The following is a 17,192-nucleotide window of genomic DNA, read 5'->3' on the forward strand; positions in this document are numbered from 1 at the left end:
CTGGATCAGACCGACAGGCAGAGGTATTTGATTTCCAGATAATCTTCGATGCCGTACTTGGAGCCTTCACGGCCCAGGCCCGAGGACTTGATGCCGCCGAACGGTGCCAGCTCGTTGGAGATCAGGCCGGTGTTGATACCCACCATGCCGTACTCCAGCGCCTCGGCCACACGGAACACGCGGCTCATGTTCTGAGCATAGAAGTACGACGCCAGACCGAACTCGGTGTCGTTGGCCATCTCGATCACTTCGGCTTCATCCTTGAAGCGGAACAGCGGTGCCAGCGGGCCGAAGGTTTCTTCCTTCGCGACGGCGGCATCTTTCGACACATTGACCAGAATAGTCGGCTCGAAAAACGAGCCTTCCATGCTGTTGCCACCCGACAGCACCTTGGCGCCCTTGCTCACGGCATCGGCAATGTGTTCCTTGACCTTGGCCACAGCCTTGTCGTCGATCAGCGGACCGGTGGTGATGCCCTCTTCCAGACCGTTACCGATCTTGAGCTTGCCCACGGCAACCTTGAGCTTCTCGGCGAACGCGTCGTACACCGCGTCCTGCACATAGATGCGGTTGGCGCAGACGCAGGTCTGACCGTTGTTGCGGTACTTGGAGATCATCGCGCCTTCAACCGCCTTATCCAGGTCGGCATCGTCGAACACGATGAACGGCGCATTGCCGCCCAGTTCCAGCGAGACTTTCTTGATGTCCTTGGCGCATTCGGCCATCAGCTGACGACCAATGTCGGTCGAGCCCGTGAAGGACAGCTTGCGCACGATCGGGTTACCGGTCAGCTCGCTGCCGATATCGCCCGCGCTGCCCGTCACCACACTGAACACGCCCGCCGGAATACCCGCACGCTCGGCCAGTTCAGCCAGCGCCAGTGCCGAGTAAGGCGTCTGCGAAGCAGGCTTGAGCACCATGGTGCAACCCGCCGCCAGCGCAGGACCGGCTTTACGGGTGATCATCGCGGCCGGGAAGTTCCACGGCGTAATCGCAGCCGTCACACCAATCGGCTGCTTGAGCACGATCAGACGCTTGTCCGGCTGGTGACCGGGAATCACATCGCCATAGACGCGCTTGGCCTCTTCCGCGAACCACTCAATAAAGGAAGCGGCATACGCAATCTCGCCCTTGGCCTCGGCCAGCGGCTTGCCCTGCTCCAGCGTCATCAACAGACCCAGGTCGTCCTGGTTCTCGATCATCAGCTCGAACCAGCGACGCAACTTATTGCCCCGCTCCTTGGCGGTCAACGCACGCCAGGCCGGCAACGCCTTGTCAGCCGCTTCAATCGCACGACGCGTCTCGGCCGCGCCCATTTTTGGCACAGTCCCGAGAATCTCGTTGGTTGCAGGGTTATTGACCTTGATCGACTGACCACCGTCCGCATCCAGCCACTGGCCGTTGATGTAGGCTTGCTGGCGGAACAGTTTGGAATCTTTGAGCTGCATGTCGGCCTCCTAAACAGCACCGCACAAGGGCGGAGCGAAAAAATGAATATCGATGCACCCCAATTGGAAGTCATCGCCGGGAAAACATTCCATCGGCCTGAGCGATGCGCGGCGTATAAAAAGCGCGAAGACCGAACAAGAGCGTTTGAAATCTCAAACGAATCCTAGGGACTGCGGGGTTAAAGGACAATAGCCTGTTCGAAAAAAAGAACGGGTGTTGAGGTGGGAATGGAGGTTTTGTCTGGTTTGCAGGCGCGGGATAGGTAAAGCGTGCGAAATCGACAACAGCCGCTCGCCAGCATGGACGCCCGCCCATCAGATGAGTATCATGGCGCCCGCGTTGCACCAGTAGCTCAGCTGGATAGAGTACTGCCCTCCGAAGGCAGGGGTCGTGGGTTCGAATCCCGCCTGGTGCACCATCTTCTATCCCTTGTATTACAAGGGCATAGCGCTCCTGACAGAAACCTGTCCGAGTCCTGAAGTCGTTTTTGCCACAAATTTGCCACACTCAAGTGTGGCGGGAATGGTCGAAATGGCAACAATCAGGAATCGCGGCCCAGCCGTTGATAAAGACAGTGGGAAGCTCAAATTCGCCGTAAGGGCTATCCAGCCCAGCGAAAAACCTTCGAAACCAAGTCCGATGCCCAAGCCTGGGCGCGCATGATCGAAAGCGAAATCGACCGGGGCATCTTTGTCTCTCGCGTCGAGGCTGAACGCACCGCCTTTCATCAATTCATTGATCGCTACATCTCCGAAATTGCTCCGAAGCGTAGAGGCGCATACTCGGAAATCAAACGTCTGGAAGCGCTTAAGCGTCATCCGTTGGCGATATTCTCGGCGCTTTAGAGCTTCGTGAGCGACGTGCTCACGGCACCTGTGCTGATGTATCACAATCCATGGATAACCCCATCATCCAACTGGCGGCTGAGACAGGTATCCGCCGTAGCGAGACTTTCGAGCTGCGCTGGAAGCATATGAACTTGGATTGCAAAACCGCGCACCTTTCCTCTTTGGTCGAGACCGAGCTGTCCAGAACCGCCCTGCTTTCACAGAAGGCTATCCAACTGTTGAAAAACTGGTCGCGTCGTTGTGCAGACGAGTCTTCACCACCATGAGGCCGCCGGTCAGCTGGCGACCAAGCTGCCGAATGAAGCGTTACCACACCATAGTTGCCGAAGAGGTGGCTGCAAAGCTGGCATAGACCAGTCAGGCGAAGAGCACTGTTAGCCTTCGCCTACTTTTTAAACGACGTCTGGGCTACGTGCAGGAAAAGCAGCCGGGAGACAAGCGATCACTGCGCTGCTTTCCTTTCCGCGATACTTGACAGTGAGCGCTCAAAAAGGTGGCGGCGGCAAGTAATGCCCCCATGATGAAATGCGATCAGCTGTCAGGAATCCCATCATGATTAAGGAGAGAAACGTCAGGCAAATCACTACAAGAGGCAATTTTGTTACCGCAAACCGAGCGCCCCCCAGCAAACCTGAGTATTGCTTCAGGTACGCTTTGGCAATACGCCGGTAAGAGATTCCAGATAAATAGCCCCACAAGAAAAATAGTGCTGTAACGATCATCGCGAACGGGCGCGGATCATCAAACTGCAGGCAACTAAGGCCTGCACTGATTCCGAACAAAGAACCAACGTCATGGGAAGAGCGAAAATATTTCTCGGCAATCATCTCTTCGTCAGTTTTAAAAAGCATAATTTCTCCTAAATTAATTACCAGGGTGCACTCGCCATTTTATCTGTGATACGTCATCGATCTAGTTTAGATTTAGGTATGCCGAGCCTTGCGGATTTTCATAGAAGCCAGATTTCTGACAACGCTTTTCGACCGCCACTGGGCAAGCTATAGAGCAGCGACGATTTGGGTTCAAGGGAATGCAAGCATTTGTAAGATTATCAAGAGTGTATATCGACAAAATAGTTCAGGTACCGCCGAACATTGAGGCTTGAGCAAAGGAACAGCACGGCAATGAGGCAGCGGTCATCTACAGAACGTCGTGAACTTTCATGCGGAGCATGGCTGGGAGTTTTATCGAATCGATACTATTGGTGTCGTGGTCAAGCCTGGGTGATTCAATGCGTTGCAGGGTAAGAAAGATGTGTTGAGCCACTACTATGTCATTTCGTTGCGCAAGCCGCGGTGATTAAGGCTTTCGCCATCGCTGCAATCCGCTAGCATCAGCGAGTTGCACCAGCCCGATTGCGAGACGCATGCCGGCTCGAACCGACCAGCTCAAATTACGCGATCAACGCCATCGAGATGCATGGTGTTAAGAATGGATGTCTTAAGGCAGTCGGACGTATCTGCAGATGCCGGTACCCAAATGGCGGGCAGGATCTACCGTAATCTCACGACTGGGTAACAGCCCACCTCACCACTGGAATGCTCGCACCGCTGGGGGCATGAGCATTAACCATAGACATCAACCCAAAGAGACTTGGCAAGCTTTCTAATACTTGTGTCGGTTCGCAATCGGGCAGCCACAGCCTGATTACGTCCTGCTGGCCAAGCTGAGAAATCTCGTAAAAACATGCGCCAATCTGATTCTTGGTCAAATCAGGGAGCGTCACCCAACGTTTAGTTGTGTTCAATATTTGCGTGCGCAAAGCTGAGCAGCTTTTTTCCTCTACGAACGAAGAACTAAATCGCGGAGAGCCCACATGCTGACCCAGCAGCTTGATAAGCGCCGATAGCATCAAACGCAAAAAGCGTTGATCAGTCATCCATGTGTGGCCGCTCAAATACCGTCGCAGAATCCGGCCATAAGTTGGTGCGTTCGTGACGCTCAATCGACAACGCACTGGAATCCATCGCCGCCGCGCATTCCGACGGCCTGCTGGTGCTGGACGAGATTGGCATGTGCGATCCGCGCATCATCGGAGAGACGGTGTACATGCTCGGCAACGGCACCGGCAAGGCACGGGCCAATGATCGAGGCCAGGCGGGTCGGCAAGTGCAGGAGTGGCGTTTGCTGTTCCTCTCCACCGGCGAGAAGACGCTAGCCCAGCACATGGCCGAAGCGAACAAGGAGCTCAAAGCGGGCATGGAAGTACGCATGCTCGCAGTCCCCGCCGATGCCAGCAAAGGCTTGGGCATGTTCGACGCATTGAACGGCTTTGATGATGCAGCGGCGCTGTCGGACGCACTCAAAGCGCGGGTCGCCAAATACTACGGCACACCTCTTACCGCGTTTCTCATAGCCTTGTGCGAACCCGATAAGCGTCACGCCTGTTCCGCCATTCTGCGCCGCACGCTGGAAGGCTTTATCGCCCGATCGTTGCCTGCGTCGGCGAGCGGACAAGCTCACCGCGCCGCCGCTCGCTTTGGCCTCGCCGCTGCAGCGGGAGAATTGGCCACGGCAATGGGGATAACCGGCTGGCCCGACGGCACCGCGACAACCGCTGCGCGGGTGTGCCTCAACGCTTGGATGAACGAGCGCGGGGGTGCCGGCAACTTCGAAGGTGATGCGATCTTGGCGCGACTGCGCCAGGTCATCGAGCGCTTCGGCGAGAGCCGTTTTACCCGCTGGGAATCAGCTGCGGCGAAGGTTGATGAACACGGTCCGCGCACCATCGACCGGCTTGGCTTTCGCAAGACGATGGAACACGGCCTGGGCGATGCCCTGCACACGACCAACACCTACTACGTACTGCCCGAGTCATGGCGCTCGGAGATATTCCGGGGCATGAACATCAACGCAGTGAACAAGGAGCTGCTGCAGCGCGGCGTCATTGAGCCTGGGAACGACGGCAAAGCATCGACTCTGGTCCGACTACCCGGCTTGGGCACGCAACGCTGTTACGTCGTGAAGACGATTCCGGGATTGGCTGAAAGCGAGGCTCGGGCCGCCTAAGGGCATGCCTGCTGATCGAGGTAGCGCCGGCTGATTCCCGGCCTCGCCAGCCACTCAACCAGCTCCCAGTCGAATTGAACAGAGACCAGACACATGAATGAGATTCAAGAACTGAAAGACCGCCGCGATCGACTGCTGAACGAGGCTGACCAGTTGCATACCCAGCTGCTGCCTTTTGAAGCCGCGCTGGAAAGTGAGCAGTCCATTGAGCCTGCCCAGGAGCGCGAATTGCGCGACAAGTACAACGAGCTGAAAAGGCGTTTCGATGCACGCAAACACAACGCTGCCCTGTTGGACCAGAAAATCAATCGCCGCGAAACCCTCGCTAATAGCGATTCCCTGATGGCGGGTTACATCGAGGCCATGAACAACTGGAAAGCCGATGAGCAGGAGCTGAATGAAAAACGTCAGAGCCTCAGCACCCGTCTAGAACAGATAAAAAAACAAGCGGTAGAGGACATGGCCAAAGCCCGGCAGGCCGAAACGGACGCTGCGACCGCTTATGCACAGGCCGTCGCATGGGGCGACACCGAAGGCGAAAAGACCGCCAACTCCGATGCGCAAAAAGCCGCAAAAAACCTGGCAACCGCTGCCGAACATGATCGTCGACAAGGCCTGATCATATCCGCGCTGGAGCAGGAGCTGCTCACCGTAGATCGATACATCGCCGAAGCGCAGGAAAAGCACAAGGGCATAGAACGCGACGCCCTGTGGCTTTCTCAAACAGTGCTGGAAGAGAAATGGAACGAGGCTGCTAAGACACTCTTCGATGTAGGCGGACGGCTCTGGGCGAATTACAACCTGCTCGGCATTGATCAAGTGAGCCTATTGAAAATGGCGGTTCCGCAGGAAGGTGAAACCGTCGGGAACTGGACGTGGCATGAACTATCCGACCGGGCGCGCAGATATAGCGCGCAGGATCTGCTTCAGCTCAACGATATTTCGACACCTCAACAGGCTGCACTCGTGAGCCAACTGGAGCAACGAACGGATGAAAGCAGTGAACAAGCCACTACAAAACAGCATGAGCTGGGCTGACATGCTCAAGGCTCGGAAAGCTCATCTGGCTGCACTGTTGAAAACCATCAACGCGACGTCAGCTAAAGTCAGTCAGATACAAATGCTGACGATCAAGGCAATTAAAGCGGAAATGGCGCACATTGAAAGCCAACTGATACGCCGAAAATAGTGCCAAACTTGTGATAGGCGCTACCGATCTTAATACCAAATACAGCCATATATAAGGGAAACACAATGTCCAAACTCGCAGAGTACCGCCAGCTGGAAAAACACCTCGCCGAGCAACTCCAGGCACTGGAAAAAATGAAGGGTGATGATGGACTGAAGAAAGAAGTCGAGTTCGAGACGAAGCTGCGAAAGCTGCTTGAGCACTATGGCTTCAGCCTGAAGCACATCGTCAATCTGCTGGACCCACATGCATCGGCCCCAGGCCAGATCTCTGACAAACCTGCTGGCCCACGTAAACAGCGCTTACTCAAGGTCTACAAAAATCCGAACACCAGTGAAGTAATAGAAACCAAAGGTGGGAATCACAAAGCACTGAAAGAATGGAAAGCACAACATGGCGCTGAAGTCGTCGAGGGGTGGTTGAAGAAGTAAAACAGCCTCACCCAAAAAAGGGCCTTCGCGGGCCCTTTTTGGTCAACTTCTTCTCAAACTAGGAAACGAGCTTTTAACTCAGACGGCTATTCTTCGCGCACTGACAAGGTTATCCCTAAGATAATAAGCCCTTGCGGACCCCGTTTCAACGACCCCAGTGAGCAAACTCAGAAAAGACTTATGCATTTTCCGGGATAGCGGCCCACGGTTGTCGATCTGTAAATATCTCGCAATCGCCATCTCCAAATAATAAGTCGAGTTCATTTGCATACTAATAATCCCTGGATCTTTTTCGTATTTCTCCGCCGCGATACTTATCCCATCAGCAAAGAACATTTCAGGATAACGATACATCAATGAGCAAAGTGATTCAAAGACATGGCTATTTTGTCCATTTTTTCTTGCGAAATTTAGCAAATAATTTTTACCACGCTCCAAACATATTTTATTGCTAGGATGACCGTTATCCGTAAACCCCAAGTAAAGCATGCTGCGCAATAGTCGATTCAGATCGCTTTCCCGTCCAGAGTACCGCGAGTTAACATCAGTCTTTGCGATCTCCTCTAAACCAGGTTCTAAAACCTGCCAAAGTGCCCAAATCGCGTCAAAATCGGAGCTTTTTTCCATCTTCACATCAAAAGAAAGCTTGACAAGATGCGTGAATGTCGGTGCCCGAGAGCAGCCAAGTATTAACAGATCACGCACGGACTCAAACTCAAATTCTCGAGAATGTAAAATATGCGCCACCAAGCACTCCTGGATTGCTTTAACTGAATCGGTATCCAACCGGAATTCATTTTCCTGACGGTACTCTTTGTACTGATGATCATATACGAAACCCACAACCTTTCTTAGTATAAGTTGGTGCTCGGCCTCATTCGCTCCAATTGGGAGCATCAACATTGGTAGATGAACAACTTCAAGAGGGCATTCATCAATTGAATTTACGGCTAGTGAATCAGCGATTCGACCCTCAGAGAAGTCCGTCCGGAAACACGAGTTTTTTTCGCGCAACTCTTCAAACTCATGTTCAGCATCACATTGATATCTGAGGTAATGATTGGTGTGAACCTCTTTAATTTCAAAATTCCCATAGGCCATAGCGCCTTGCAAACAATGAGATGCGAAATCAGGATCCACCGCCCATAAATAACGACTAATTCCTTTAGCAGCAGATGCACGAACATGGAAATTCGGATGTGTCAGTGCACAACCCATATGGTACTTTAACGCCACTAAAGCTTCTGTGGTTACTTCCATTGTAAAAAACCTTGAAAGAACGAAAGCACATGCTACTGTGCCGTAACTATCTGTAGCGTCGCTCGCCGTTAAGCTGTCAAAAGCGTCAGCGGATTCTATAACAGTCTCCAGAACTACAGTTACAACCCAATGCAGATCGTAATCCTCGAGATTTTCAAGTTCATCTCGCACACACAGTGCAGCGGTAGTCCTAATTGCACCCACTGCCATCTGACGAAATTGAGTCTCTACTGTTTTGTCTTGTAGCACAGCAACCAACAATCGTGACTCTGCCAATGCTTCGAAACAGGTGGAATACCTAGCCCGATCGGGATCTCCGTCATCCCAGTTTTTCTTCGCCCAAACATAAAGCTTGTGTATTCTAGAATCATATTGTTGCTGCCGAGCAAAGTTCTCTGTTACAACCTTCAGATCTTGAGGCAACTCAGCTTCATTTCGCAAATACAATGCCTGGCTTTCTTTATCGCTAACAACACTAAAATTCCTAGAGTCCACTCGATGTAGCGTGAAGCGTAAGTTTTCATTTTGAGAATGCAATGCCTGAGCTTTCAAGTCATCTACGATTTTCAAAGCATTATCTCTCAGCGTTTCATCGAGCTGAAAGACTACAAGCACACGCTCTAAGCTATGATTACGCCAAAGCCTTTTTGATGCTTCAGCTCGCTCTTGAGCGTAAAGTTTTGACCAAGGATCATTATTGAATGGATCACCAAAAAACCCTCCAGGCAGATGCTCTTGGCTCTGACGTCGAAGATCCAAAGCGTAGAACTCACTAGATCTAAGCAATGGAAATGCAGCGCCTGCAACCTTATCTGGAAAAGCTGTCGCAATCGACGCCAACACTCCTGTGGGCAACACAGAGTTACTAGATTTTAAAATATAATTGTATATCCACTCAATTTCATTGCTGTCATCGCCCTGCTCTACATAGTTGATTAACCAGTTCTCCAATGCCATTAAAGCGCTTTGAAGTATGCTGGGAATGTTTGAAAACCCGCGATAACCACTCCACAACTGGAATGAGGAAAAACTTTCGATGACAACCTCATCATTTAGTTGAATCTTAACCGTACTTAACGCAATTTCGTCTGGCTGATTAAAAACAGGCGAATCATTAACTTCAATAGCAAGACTAGTTTTGGAGAGCGCATCAACGGACCAATTGCATAACTCAATAATAAAATCGAGGCCTAGTTTTGGGCTAAACATCAGCAAATATTTGAATGGCCCTTTCAAGCCGCTCGCGGAGGTAAAAGATCGCTCCGTATCTAACCCAAAAGACGCTTCGATATCCATCCTATGGTGTGAGCCAAACTCGTCTGTTGTCAGTTCCTTAAACCACTCATGGCGAGCTAGTCTAATGACGAAATCTGGAGAATGCTTACACAAAGCAACGACATTCGCCCCCTGTAGAATTAACTGACAAAGTTCTTTAACGTACGCCAGTCGATGCGGATTTCTTTTCGGCACAAAAACATCCTTATCAACTAGCGACTCAAATTCTTCTCGAATTACCGGAGATACCTTTAGTATAACGTCGAGAATCTTACGTCTGAGTTCTTCTTGCCGATATGCGTCCTTAATAGGCTCAAGCAAATGCAGGGCTAGGAGTCCCACAACTCGAGCTTCCTCAGGCAGATTATTTTGTATATTCAATCCTTCCCCCCAAGCGCTGATAGTCTCCATGACACTTGGCAAACATGAGGTCGCGAGTTGATCTCGCACATCATATACAAAATTTAGCAGAGCTGCCCATCCGTTTCCGTAGGGCTGCAAAATCAGTACATCAATAGGATCATCAGATACTTTGAAGGCGTGAGCACCAAGACCAGCCCAAGGTCTTTGGCAAGTAATTTGCAATACAAACATGAACCTGAGTAGTAGCTCATTATTATCTTTTAACAAGATAGTCTTCAGCGCGCCCAAGAACCCGCCAGGGTTATCTCCCTGGAGTACTGCTGTAATAGTTTCGTCCTTCCAATAATTTTCGATGGATGGATTAGACAGTATTTGATCTACAAAATCGATCAATTCATCGTCGTCTGAATTTAGCTTCCTTTGCAACCATAATCGGTAGCCGCGGTTAATTGCTGGCTCACTTCCAATGGCGGTTAAGAACACATGTGGGTCGCCTGCGCTTGAACAATATTCCTCGTCAACAAACTCTTCCAACGCCCAGTCTTCAAGAACGTCATGACTAGGACTTATGAAAGCGCGCTTATCTTTGAAAATTAAATGATCTGCTTCCAGCGCTGAGACAGCCTCAGGATCAAAATCCCTTTCATGTACTCCAAAAAGCATTTCCTTAGCTCTTTTTTTTGCAATACTAATAAATGTAAGCTTTCTCCTAGTATGGAGCCCTCCTCTACGATCAGCGTCGTTGGAAATTACTGTATTCCATACGACATGGCGGAACTCCGACTCGGTGTCGGCACCGCCAAATATCGCACCATTGCTGATTGCTCGCACGGCCAGGTCAGTGAAAAACGGAATTTTAATAATTGCTGATAATGATTCATTCTCCACCAATGGTTTAAGCATAGGAGCCTGAGAGTAAAGCTCATCAAGTTGCGGACTGGAGAAACCTCTGACATTAATAGTAGAGAAAGAAATCTGGCACAGCTGGAGATAATTAAAAGCAATTTTTTGATAGGCATAGTCACGTCCAGTGGCGATTACCTTCCAGCCACCCTGCCCCTTAATAAACTTTAGCAAGTCAACAAAAGCGGCCTGATAGTTCAACTCTAGTATTTTCTCGGCCGACTCGATGACTAATACTTTATTTGCAACGAGAGACAATTGCACTGTCAACGCACCTAATGTTGACTTCATCCCAATGGCGCTGAAGACATCATTGAGATGGCTCTTGTCCAAATCCTCAGCTCGCAAATAGAATGCCACGAAGTCGTTAAGTCTAGTAGAAATAAAGTCCTTAACCACACCTGACTTTCCAGCGCCTCTTTCGCCAGTAACGAACACGAACTCACAAGACTGTAGAGCGTCCTCAAGCGCTAATACATCTTCTTCGCGCTGAATGTGGATCCCACCTATGGTCGTAGAGATACCATTGAATATGTGATCACCGCGCTCACGGAGCTTTCTGATATCCTCATCAAAGCCGTACGATACCGAGCGCTGGAATAGATCAATCAGATCCTGAGGGGCGCTCGTTGCAGTTAGTGTCCCAGCATTCTGATTAAACTCTTGAGCGCATGTGAAAAGTCTAGCCACAACTAAGTGCGGGGCTTCTTCGGAGTGACAACGGATGAGCGCGCCCATCATGCTGCCCACGATAGACGAACTTGAATCTAGATCAAATGAAAGACAATAAAAAATCCGCAGGAATTGCCAAAGCTCGTCATTAGTTAAATCTAGCCCCCCATTAGCAGACTTAAGCTGAATCCTAAAAACCTCTAACTTTTCGAGTTTTTCTTTACTAGTAAAACCTTTTGTGTGAGATTTTTTAATAAACTCCTCAGCCGTAGCAGAATATCTTGCCCACTCAAGCACTGGAAGTGTACTTGAAACATCCTTCTTGGGAAGTGGGCCGGTAATCAAAGCGATCGCAAAAGGCCGGTCATTTAAACGCTCAGTCTTAAAATCCTCCCAAGCACTTTTAATTACTTCAGCGAATATTGAGTCCTGTGGGCCTATCGTAATTGCGTGCTTAATCTGAGCAAACAGTCTGCTTTCTTTACCTGCGGCATTATTAGCAATGAGCACGAAATCATCAGTGTTCGTACCCTCATATTTTACTTGAAATCTTAGCTCACGCGCCTTACTAGTAACAGGTAGACCAGGAACAGAAATCCCTGACAGCAACGCCAATATAAAGGAAGCCTGTATGCGAGTTTCGAAATTAACTCCGCCGCCCCCCGTTGAAAAAGGGTTACTTTGTTCTTTCAACTCTCCACTCATATTCAAGCTCCTTAATAGTTCTGATTATTTTTTGGCTATAGGAATGGCTTTGCTGTTAAGTGATTTGCTCCACTTCATAGCCTTCCTTCTACGATTTTCGGCCAAAGGTCCTTCATAGGTGCTTTACCATCGGGAGACGTCTTAGCTCCTTGAGCAGCACCATGGAAGGATCGTATCAATTTAAAGGGATCAATCAGTTGGTATTTTTCAAAAGTGAACGATTGTTTTTGACTTTTGAACGCGCTCCATGAAAACAGGGCAGGCGAACGGTTACGTTGATGATTGACAATAAAGAGATGAGTAGGGTGCTTTCGGGCCAGAGATGGCGGTGCTGCTGGAGACCGGAGCAAAAACTGACCATGGTTCACGAAAGCCTTGAGCCATGAAAAGCGTGTCGGTGGTGTCTCGGCGCGACGGCATGAATGCTAACCAGTGGTTCTGTGGCGCCTAGGCTGTATCAGGACGGAAGCCTGTCGGTGGACACTGCTGTAAAAGGGTGTTGCCTGCTTCAAAACCGAGCAATGCGCTCAAGCAAATCCCTGAACTGCAACGAATGCTGGGGAAGGAAACGACGGAAGCGGAAATCCTCAAATAGTCCGTGGAGATCGCCCGGTCGCAAAAACGGATAAAGCACTCACCCTTGTTGCCGGAACGACAAGTGAAGTTGGTCTGCGAATGTCTGAGCGTGGAATGCTCGCATTTAACGGTTCGAATCAGGCAATCGGCATCGCTCAGAGTACGTCGCTGCGATCCTTGCAAAAGATGCTGATCTGGCAGTTGAAATCCAACATCAGGCCGACGAGCTTCCTAGCTAAATCCGCGCCTTATCTGAAGATTGCATCCCGCGCGTGAAACTCTGACGCTACCTTCGATCAATGTGAAGCGTTTTTTGTAAGGGTAAGCACAAAATATTGATCGGCGGAGCGCCTCCGCCTAAGAGCCGTGACTTGGACATTAACAGTTTTCGGATTCCTTCACGATGTAACACCTACTGACTCGTAACGCGCTTCATGCAGACCATGAAAAAACAATGTTACACGTAGAAAACCCTTAAGATTCAAACGCATAACTAGATTCGTAACATGCGTAACATGCGTAACATCAGTTTAGATCAGGTACGTCCCCCGATCCCCGTAGATCGCATAACCAACAGCGGAAAGCGCTCAGTTTAGAGGGTTCTCCACGTGGGCTCTTTGGGTTGCCTCACGGCGATGGCCGGCGAGGATATTGACATATGGTTGTACAACCCCGGGCTCACAAGGCCCTGAGCGTCTGAGAAGCCGCGCTCGTTGGAATGAAGGGGGATGACGCACCGATCTGACGCGTCGAATACCGCCGGGGGACCCTAGGGGTATCTGAAGAACACGGGGCAGGGAACCCGCGCATCTTGAGTAGCTAACGTTTCGTCAGCTTAGTGAACAGGTGAACCTGGTGAACGACGGTTCACCCCCTGGCTTTTCCCATCGTCCGGTAGGTTGGCGGGGACCCTGGGTGTTTCGGAAGGATACGGGACGAAGAACCCGCGCCTTCGTGGTAGTGGCTGCGTTTTTTAAGTTAGTTGACAGGTTGACGCATCTGACTCGGTTGACCAATGCCAGCCCTGAGCTATCCGCAGCAGAACGGGCCATCATTACAGATTCAGCAATGATGCTCTTTCTCGTTCATGATTTTTTGCAGTCTCGTTGCGCAGCACGTCACCAGGCCAAGGCTTGAGGATGCACCTGTATCGGATAGCAGCATTACGCCATACTGGAGATAGACAATGAGGTCTCTGGAGCAAGGATCGGTTCGTATGAGAAAGCAATCCATTTACCCCATGTTGGCAATGACCATGATGTTGGCCATGACCGGATGCGCCAGTGGCTATAAAGAGTTTTATATCCCGAGTTCCGGCGCAACGCCTGAAGAGATCTCCGCAAAACGAGCTTCGACGCCTCCTACGACGCCACTTATCGAAAGGTCAGCATTCGGCGATTCCGATCAAATCGTCGACAGGTACGCGAGACGGGGATACGTGATCATCGGCGAGTCGCGCTTCAACAGCGGAGAAAGGGTTTCTGAAGAGGACGCATTGGAGCAAGGCAAAGCGGTAGGAGCAGATTTGGTTCTGGTATATCTACCGAAATATACCGGCTCCATTACCTCAAGCATGCCGATCACGACTCCCACCACCAATACTTCCTTCACTTCAGGAAGTGCCAATGCCTATGGCCCAGGTGGCCCGGTCACTGCTTACGGAAATGCCACGACTACCACCTACGGGAGCACCACCACTTATGTACCAATTACTGTAAACCGATCCGACTATGGAGCGATTTACTTTGTGAAAGGAAGGTTTCGGCTCGGGGTGTTTGTGCGCAATCTGAACGATTTAGAAAGACAACTGCTGCAGACAAACCAAGGAGTCGTGGTGCGGACCATCGTCGATGACAGTCCTGCTTACAAAGCAGATGTCTTGCTAGGCGATATGCTCGTGGCGATTGATGGTGAGAAAGTCTCCAACGAAGAGGGCTTTACCAAAATGATCGCCGCTCGGAGGGGACAAGCAGTCAGGCTTGCTCTGATTCGAAATGGGACCCACTTGCTGAAGACCGTACAGGTAGGGAAATGAATCATCCAAATGAGTGATTACTAACCATAGCGAGCTGGACCGTGTATGCCCACGTGTATGCCTAACTGACATGCCGTCAGCAGAGCCCTTATAATTCGGGCGTCTTACGATCCAGTTCAAACGACGCCTAGTTGTTTGGACGTTTTTTGAACAGTCCGAAAAGAATTTTTTGAAGAGCCCGCCATGTGCGGGCTTTTTTGTTTCGGGGTTCTGTGCTTGATCATTCTCTCGCCGCTTAAAAGCTTCACCCTATCCAACTTCAAAAATGGATCAGTACGCGACGGCAAGTAGCCATGGTGGAAAACTGCATAAGCGCATGGGACTGAACGGATTCCAGGACGCCACGATGTTATGAATATGGACCATCATTCGCCCTTTGCCCGCAATATGTATAAACCGGACTTTAACGGAATCGGGTCGATAGCCACCGCTGCTCACCACGCCGTCTCCCAAGTGTACGAAACGATCCCTTCCGGCACCTGAAGATCAGCAGTGGTTAGGAGGGGCTGTCCGAAGGCCTTTTCTATGAGCTTTGGAGAGGGATAGCAGGGGGCAGGGGTGTGCCGTCCTCATAGCAAGCTAATTCTTTTCGGGCGATCTGCACTAACTTTTCAACCTGAACAAATGGCAGATCCTCAGCGAATAGCGAAATTTTCAATGTGTTATCAGCATCACATCTGAAGACCTCGGCGCATATTTGATTGGTAGCGTTGATGAGCTCCAGTCCCAATCCATCACGGATCACGTCCGAAGCAATCTGAATCCGATATTCCATGTCTTATTCCTCGTTTCTCAACGTGCCCGATCAGCTAAAGGCCGATACCGGGTTTTAATGCGTCGTCTTACATCATCGCAATGATGGTTTCTGACCGATACCTGCTCCTGTTCAATCCACGCCGTGTGTGGAATGTCCGAAAACGACCCCTTCGACACAGGACTGACTGCAACGCGTTGAGGGATCGCCGGAGAGGGGCTGCTATCGACCAATTGCAGCCATTCTCTCAGGCAGTTCTCAGGCTTCGCTTTCATCCAATACCACTGGAGTGGCTACCGCCCCCGCCAACAGACCTCCATCAATGTTGAACTCACTGCCGGTAATGTACGTAGCCTCATCGCTGGCCAATAACAGGGCCACCGCTGCTACTTCTTCGGGCAGTCCAAATCTTCTGAGTGGAGTGTCTCGAACGAGTGCAGCCATTCGCTCTTCACGACCGGCATCAGCGCCTAACATTGGTTCCCACATAGGGGTGAGGATGGCGGCTGGGTGGATCGAGTTGCATCGAACTTTCAGTCCCTGCTCGGCGCAGTAAAGCGCCACCGTCTTGGTGTGATTGCGAACGGCGGCCTTGGACGAAGCGTATGCAGCCGCGCCAGGAATACCAACCATTCCGGAGCGAGAAGAAATATTGATAATGGAACCAGCCCCGGTATGGCGCATGGCACGTATGGCGTACTTGCACCCAAGAAACACTCCATCGAGATTGGTGCGATGCACGGCCTGCCAGTCCTTCAGACTCGCATGCTCTGGGTCGTGCTGCACGGCACCCTCCTCAAACCCGGTAATGCCAGCGTTGTTCACCACCACATCGAGGCGGCCGTGCGCCTCCAGCACATGCGCTGTCACTCGCTGCCAATCTTCTTCGCATCGGACATCAAGATCCAGATAACAGGCACGGTCTCCCAATGCCGTTACAGTCGCTCTTCCGAGCACATCGTTTACATCAGTGACGTAAACAAAGCAGCCTTCCTGTACGAACCGTCGCGCAATTGCGGCGCCAATCCCTTGAGCCGCCCCTGTAATGATCGCGATTGTGGATGTCAGTTTATTGTCCATAAATGAAGCTCCTCCGTCGTAGCGCATGTGCAACAGCTCACAGCAACAGTCTATGCCCTACGCATGGCTGTCGCTTGTGAGCCGTGCCTTATTTGGTAGCCGGGATTCGAGCGATCCGATGGGACCGGTTGGCGCCAGGAGCCGACTGACGCCCCGGAAATAGGCTGAACTTGTAAACGACTCAATCGATCGTAATAACCACACACGATCATTCATAGGGAAAAATATGTCCAAGCTTGCAGAGTACCGCCAGTTGGAAAAGCACCTCGCCGAGCAGCTCCAGGCACTGGAAACGATGAAGGGCAATGAGGGACTAAAAAAGGAGATCGAGTTCGAAACCAAGCTGCGCAAGCTGCTTGAGCAGTACGGCTTCAGCCTAAAGCACATCATTAATCTGCTGGGTCCACAGACACCGGCTCGTGGCCAAAGCGCAGACAAACCTGCAGGCACACGCAAACCACGCGAGCTAAAGGTCTACAAAAATCCGAATACAGGTGAAGTGATCGAAACCAAAGGTGGAAATCACAAGGCCTTGAAGGAATGGAAGGCAGAGCACGGTGCGGATGTCGTTGAGGGATGGCTGAAGAAGTAAAGCAGCCTCACCCGAAAGAGGGCCCAGACGGGCCCTTTTTGTTGAGCGGGT

The 17,192-nt window shown here is 51.0% G+C and carries 13 protein-coding genes, 1 tRNA gene and 2 pseudogenes; 9 read left to right on the top strand and 7 right to left on the bottom strand.

From position 1 onward, the window contains the following. Positions 1-5 precede the first annotated feature (5 nt). Positions 6-1,448, bottom strand: a complete 1,443-nt coding sequence (gene gabD, locus AC0IXS_RS13070; protein ID WP_004880425.1) for an NADP-dependent succinate-semialdehyde dehydrogenase — start codon at positions 1,446-1,448, stop codon at positions 6-8. Positions 1,449-1,790: 342 nt separating this feature from the next. On the opposite strand from gabD, the gene AC0IXS_RS13075 reads away from it, so the two are divergent. Further along, positions 1,791-1,867: transfer RNA gene (locus AC0IXS_RS13075), tRNA-Arg, on the top strand. 16 nt (positions 1,868-1,883) lie between these two features. Here AC0IXS_RS13075 and AC0IXS_RS13080 read toward each other — a convergent pair. Then, positions 1,884-2,267: a hypothetical protein gene (locus AC0IXS_RS13080; protein ID WP_471824814.1), complete on the bottom strand. Its 384-nt coding sequence runs from the start codon at positions 2,265-2,267 to the stop codon at positions 1,884-1,886. 77 nt (positions 2,268-2,344) lie between these two features. Here AC0IXS_RS13080 and AC0IXS_RS13085 point away from each other — a divergent pair, with 77 nt between their 5' ends. Next, positions 2,345-2,563 (top strand): tyrosine-type recombinase/integrase, encoded by a 219-nt coding sequence (locus AC0IXS_RS13085; protein ID WP_471824816.1) that lies wholly within the window; start codon positions 2,345-2,347, stop codon positions 2,561-2,563. A gap of 219 nt (positions 2,564-2,782) precedes the next feature. On the opposite strand, the gene AC0IXS_RS13090 is transcribed toward AC0IXS_RS13085, so the two are convergent. Then, the gene (locus AC0IXS_RS13090; protein ID WP_449121723.1) at positions 2,783-3,148 is read right to left on the bottom strand and encodes a hypothetical protein; all 366 of its coding nucleotides are present in this window, start codon (positions 3,146-3,148) and stop codon (positions 2,783-2,785) included. 492 nt (positions 3,149-3,640) lie between these two features. Here AC0IXS_RS13090 and yidD point away from each other — a divergent pair. Continuing rightward, positions 3,641-3,799: pseudogene (gene yidD, locus AC0IXS_RS13095) on the top strand (membrane protein insertion efficiency factor YidD); the annotation flags it as partial. 2 nt (positions 3,800-3,801) lie between these two features. Here yidD and AC0IXS_RS13100 read toward each other — a convergent pair. Next, positions 3,802-4,176, bottom strand: a complete 375-nt coding sequence (locus tag AC0IXS_RS13100; RefSeq protein WP_471824819.1) for a hypothetical protein — start codon at positions 4,174-4,176, stop codon at positions 3,802-3,804. 59 nt (positions 4,177-4,235) lie between these two features. On the opposite strand from AC0IXS_RS13100, the pseudogene AC0IXS_RS13105 reads away from it, so the two are divergent. The 4 genes and pseudogenes from AC0IXS_RS13105 to AC0IXS_RS13120 form a co-directional block, all read left to right on the top strand. Further along, positions 4,236-5,306, top strand: a pseudogene (locus AC0IXS_RS13105) (DUF927 domain-containing protein); the annotation flags it as partial. A 93-nt stretch (positions 5,307-5,399) separates the two neighbouring features. After that, a complete protein-coding gene (locus AC0IXS_RS13110) occupies positions 5,400-6,344 on the top strand; it encodes a chromosome segregation protein SMC (protein WP_471824821.1) in 945 nt (314 codons plus the stop codon). After that, entirely contained in the window at positions 6,298-6,495 is a 198-nt protein-coding gene (locus AC0IXS_RS13115) for a hypothetical protein (protein WP_471824823.1), read from the top strand. The genes AC0IXS_RS13110 and AC0IXS_RS13115 overlap by 47 nt, the downstream gene beginning before the upstream one ends. A gap of 65 nt (positions 6,496-6,560) precedes the next feature. After that, positions 6,561-6,926, top strand: coding sequence for a histone-like nucleoid-structuring protein, MvaT/MvaU family (locus AC0IXS_RS13120; protein WP_471824825.1), 366 nt, complete (start codon positions 6,561-6,563; stop codon positions 6,924-6,926). A gap of 78 nt (positions 6,927-7,004) precedes the next feature. Here AC0IXS_RS13120 and AC0IXS_RS13125 read toward each other — a convergent pair whose 3' ends face one another. Beyond that, positions 7,005-12,104 (bottom strand): hypothetical protein, encoded by a 5,100-nt coding sequence (locus AC0IXS_RS13125; RefSeq protein ID WP_471824827.1) that lies wholly within the window; start codon positions 12,102-12,104, stop codon positions 7,005-7,007. 1,792 nt (positions 12,105-13,896) lie between these two features. Between AC0IXS_RS13125 and AC0IXS_RS13130 the strand changes: the two genes are divergently transcribed. Beyond that, entirely contained in the window at positions 13,897-14,715 is an 819-nt protein-coding gene (locus AC0IXS_RS13130; protein ID WP_471824829.1) for a PDZ domain-containing protein, read from the top strand. Between the two features lie 523 nt (positions 14,716-15,238). On the opposite strand, the gene AC0IXS_RS13135 is transcribed toward AC0IXS_RS13130, so the two are convergent. Both AC0IXS_RS13135 and AC0IXS_RS13140 read right to left on the bottom strand, forming a co-directional pair. Continuing rightward, positions 15,239-15,490 carry a hypothetical protein gene (locus tag AC0IXS_RS13135; RefSeq protein ID WP_069142739.1) on the bottom strand — a complete coding sequence of 84 codons (252 nt, stop codon included), beginning with the start codon at positions 15,488-15,490 and terminating at the stop codon, positions 15,239-15,241. 237 nt (positions 15,491-15,727) lie between these two features. Continuing rightward, on the bottom strand, positions 15,728-16,549 hold the full coding sequence (locus tag AC0IXS_RS13140) for an SDR family oxidoreductase (RefSeq protein ID WP_471824831.1): 822 nt from the start codon (positions 16,547-16,549) through the stop codon (positions 15,728-15,730). Positions 16,550-16,775: 226 nt separating this feature from the next. Here AC0IXS_RS13140 and AC0IXS_RS13145 point away from each other — a divergent pair, with 226 nt between their 5' ends. Further along, positions 16,776-17,141, top strand: coding sequence for a histone-like nucleoid-structuring protein, MvaT/MvaU family (locus AC0IXS_RS13145; RefSeq protein ID WP_029244415.1), 366 nt, complete (start codon positions 16,776-16,778; stop codon positions 17,139-17,141). The last annotated feature ends 51 nt before the right edge of the window (positions 17,142-17,192 follow it).

Source organism: Pseudomonas sp. AC016, assembly GCF_979253365.1.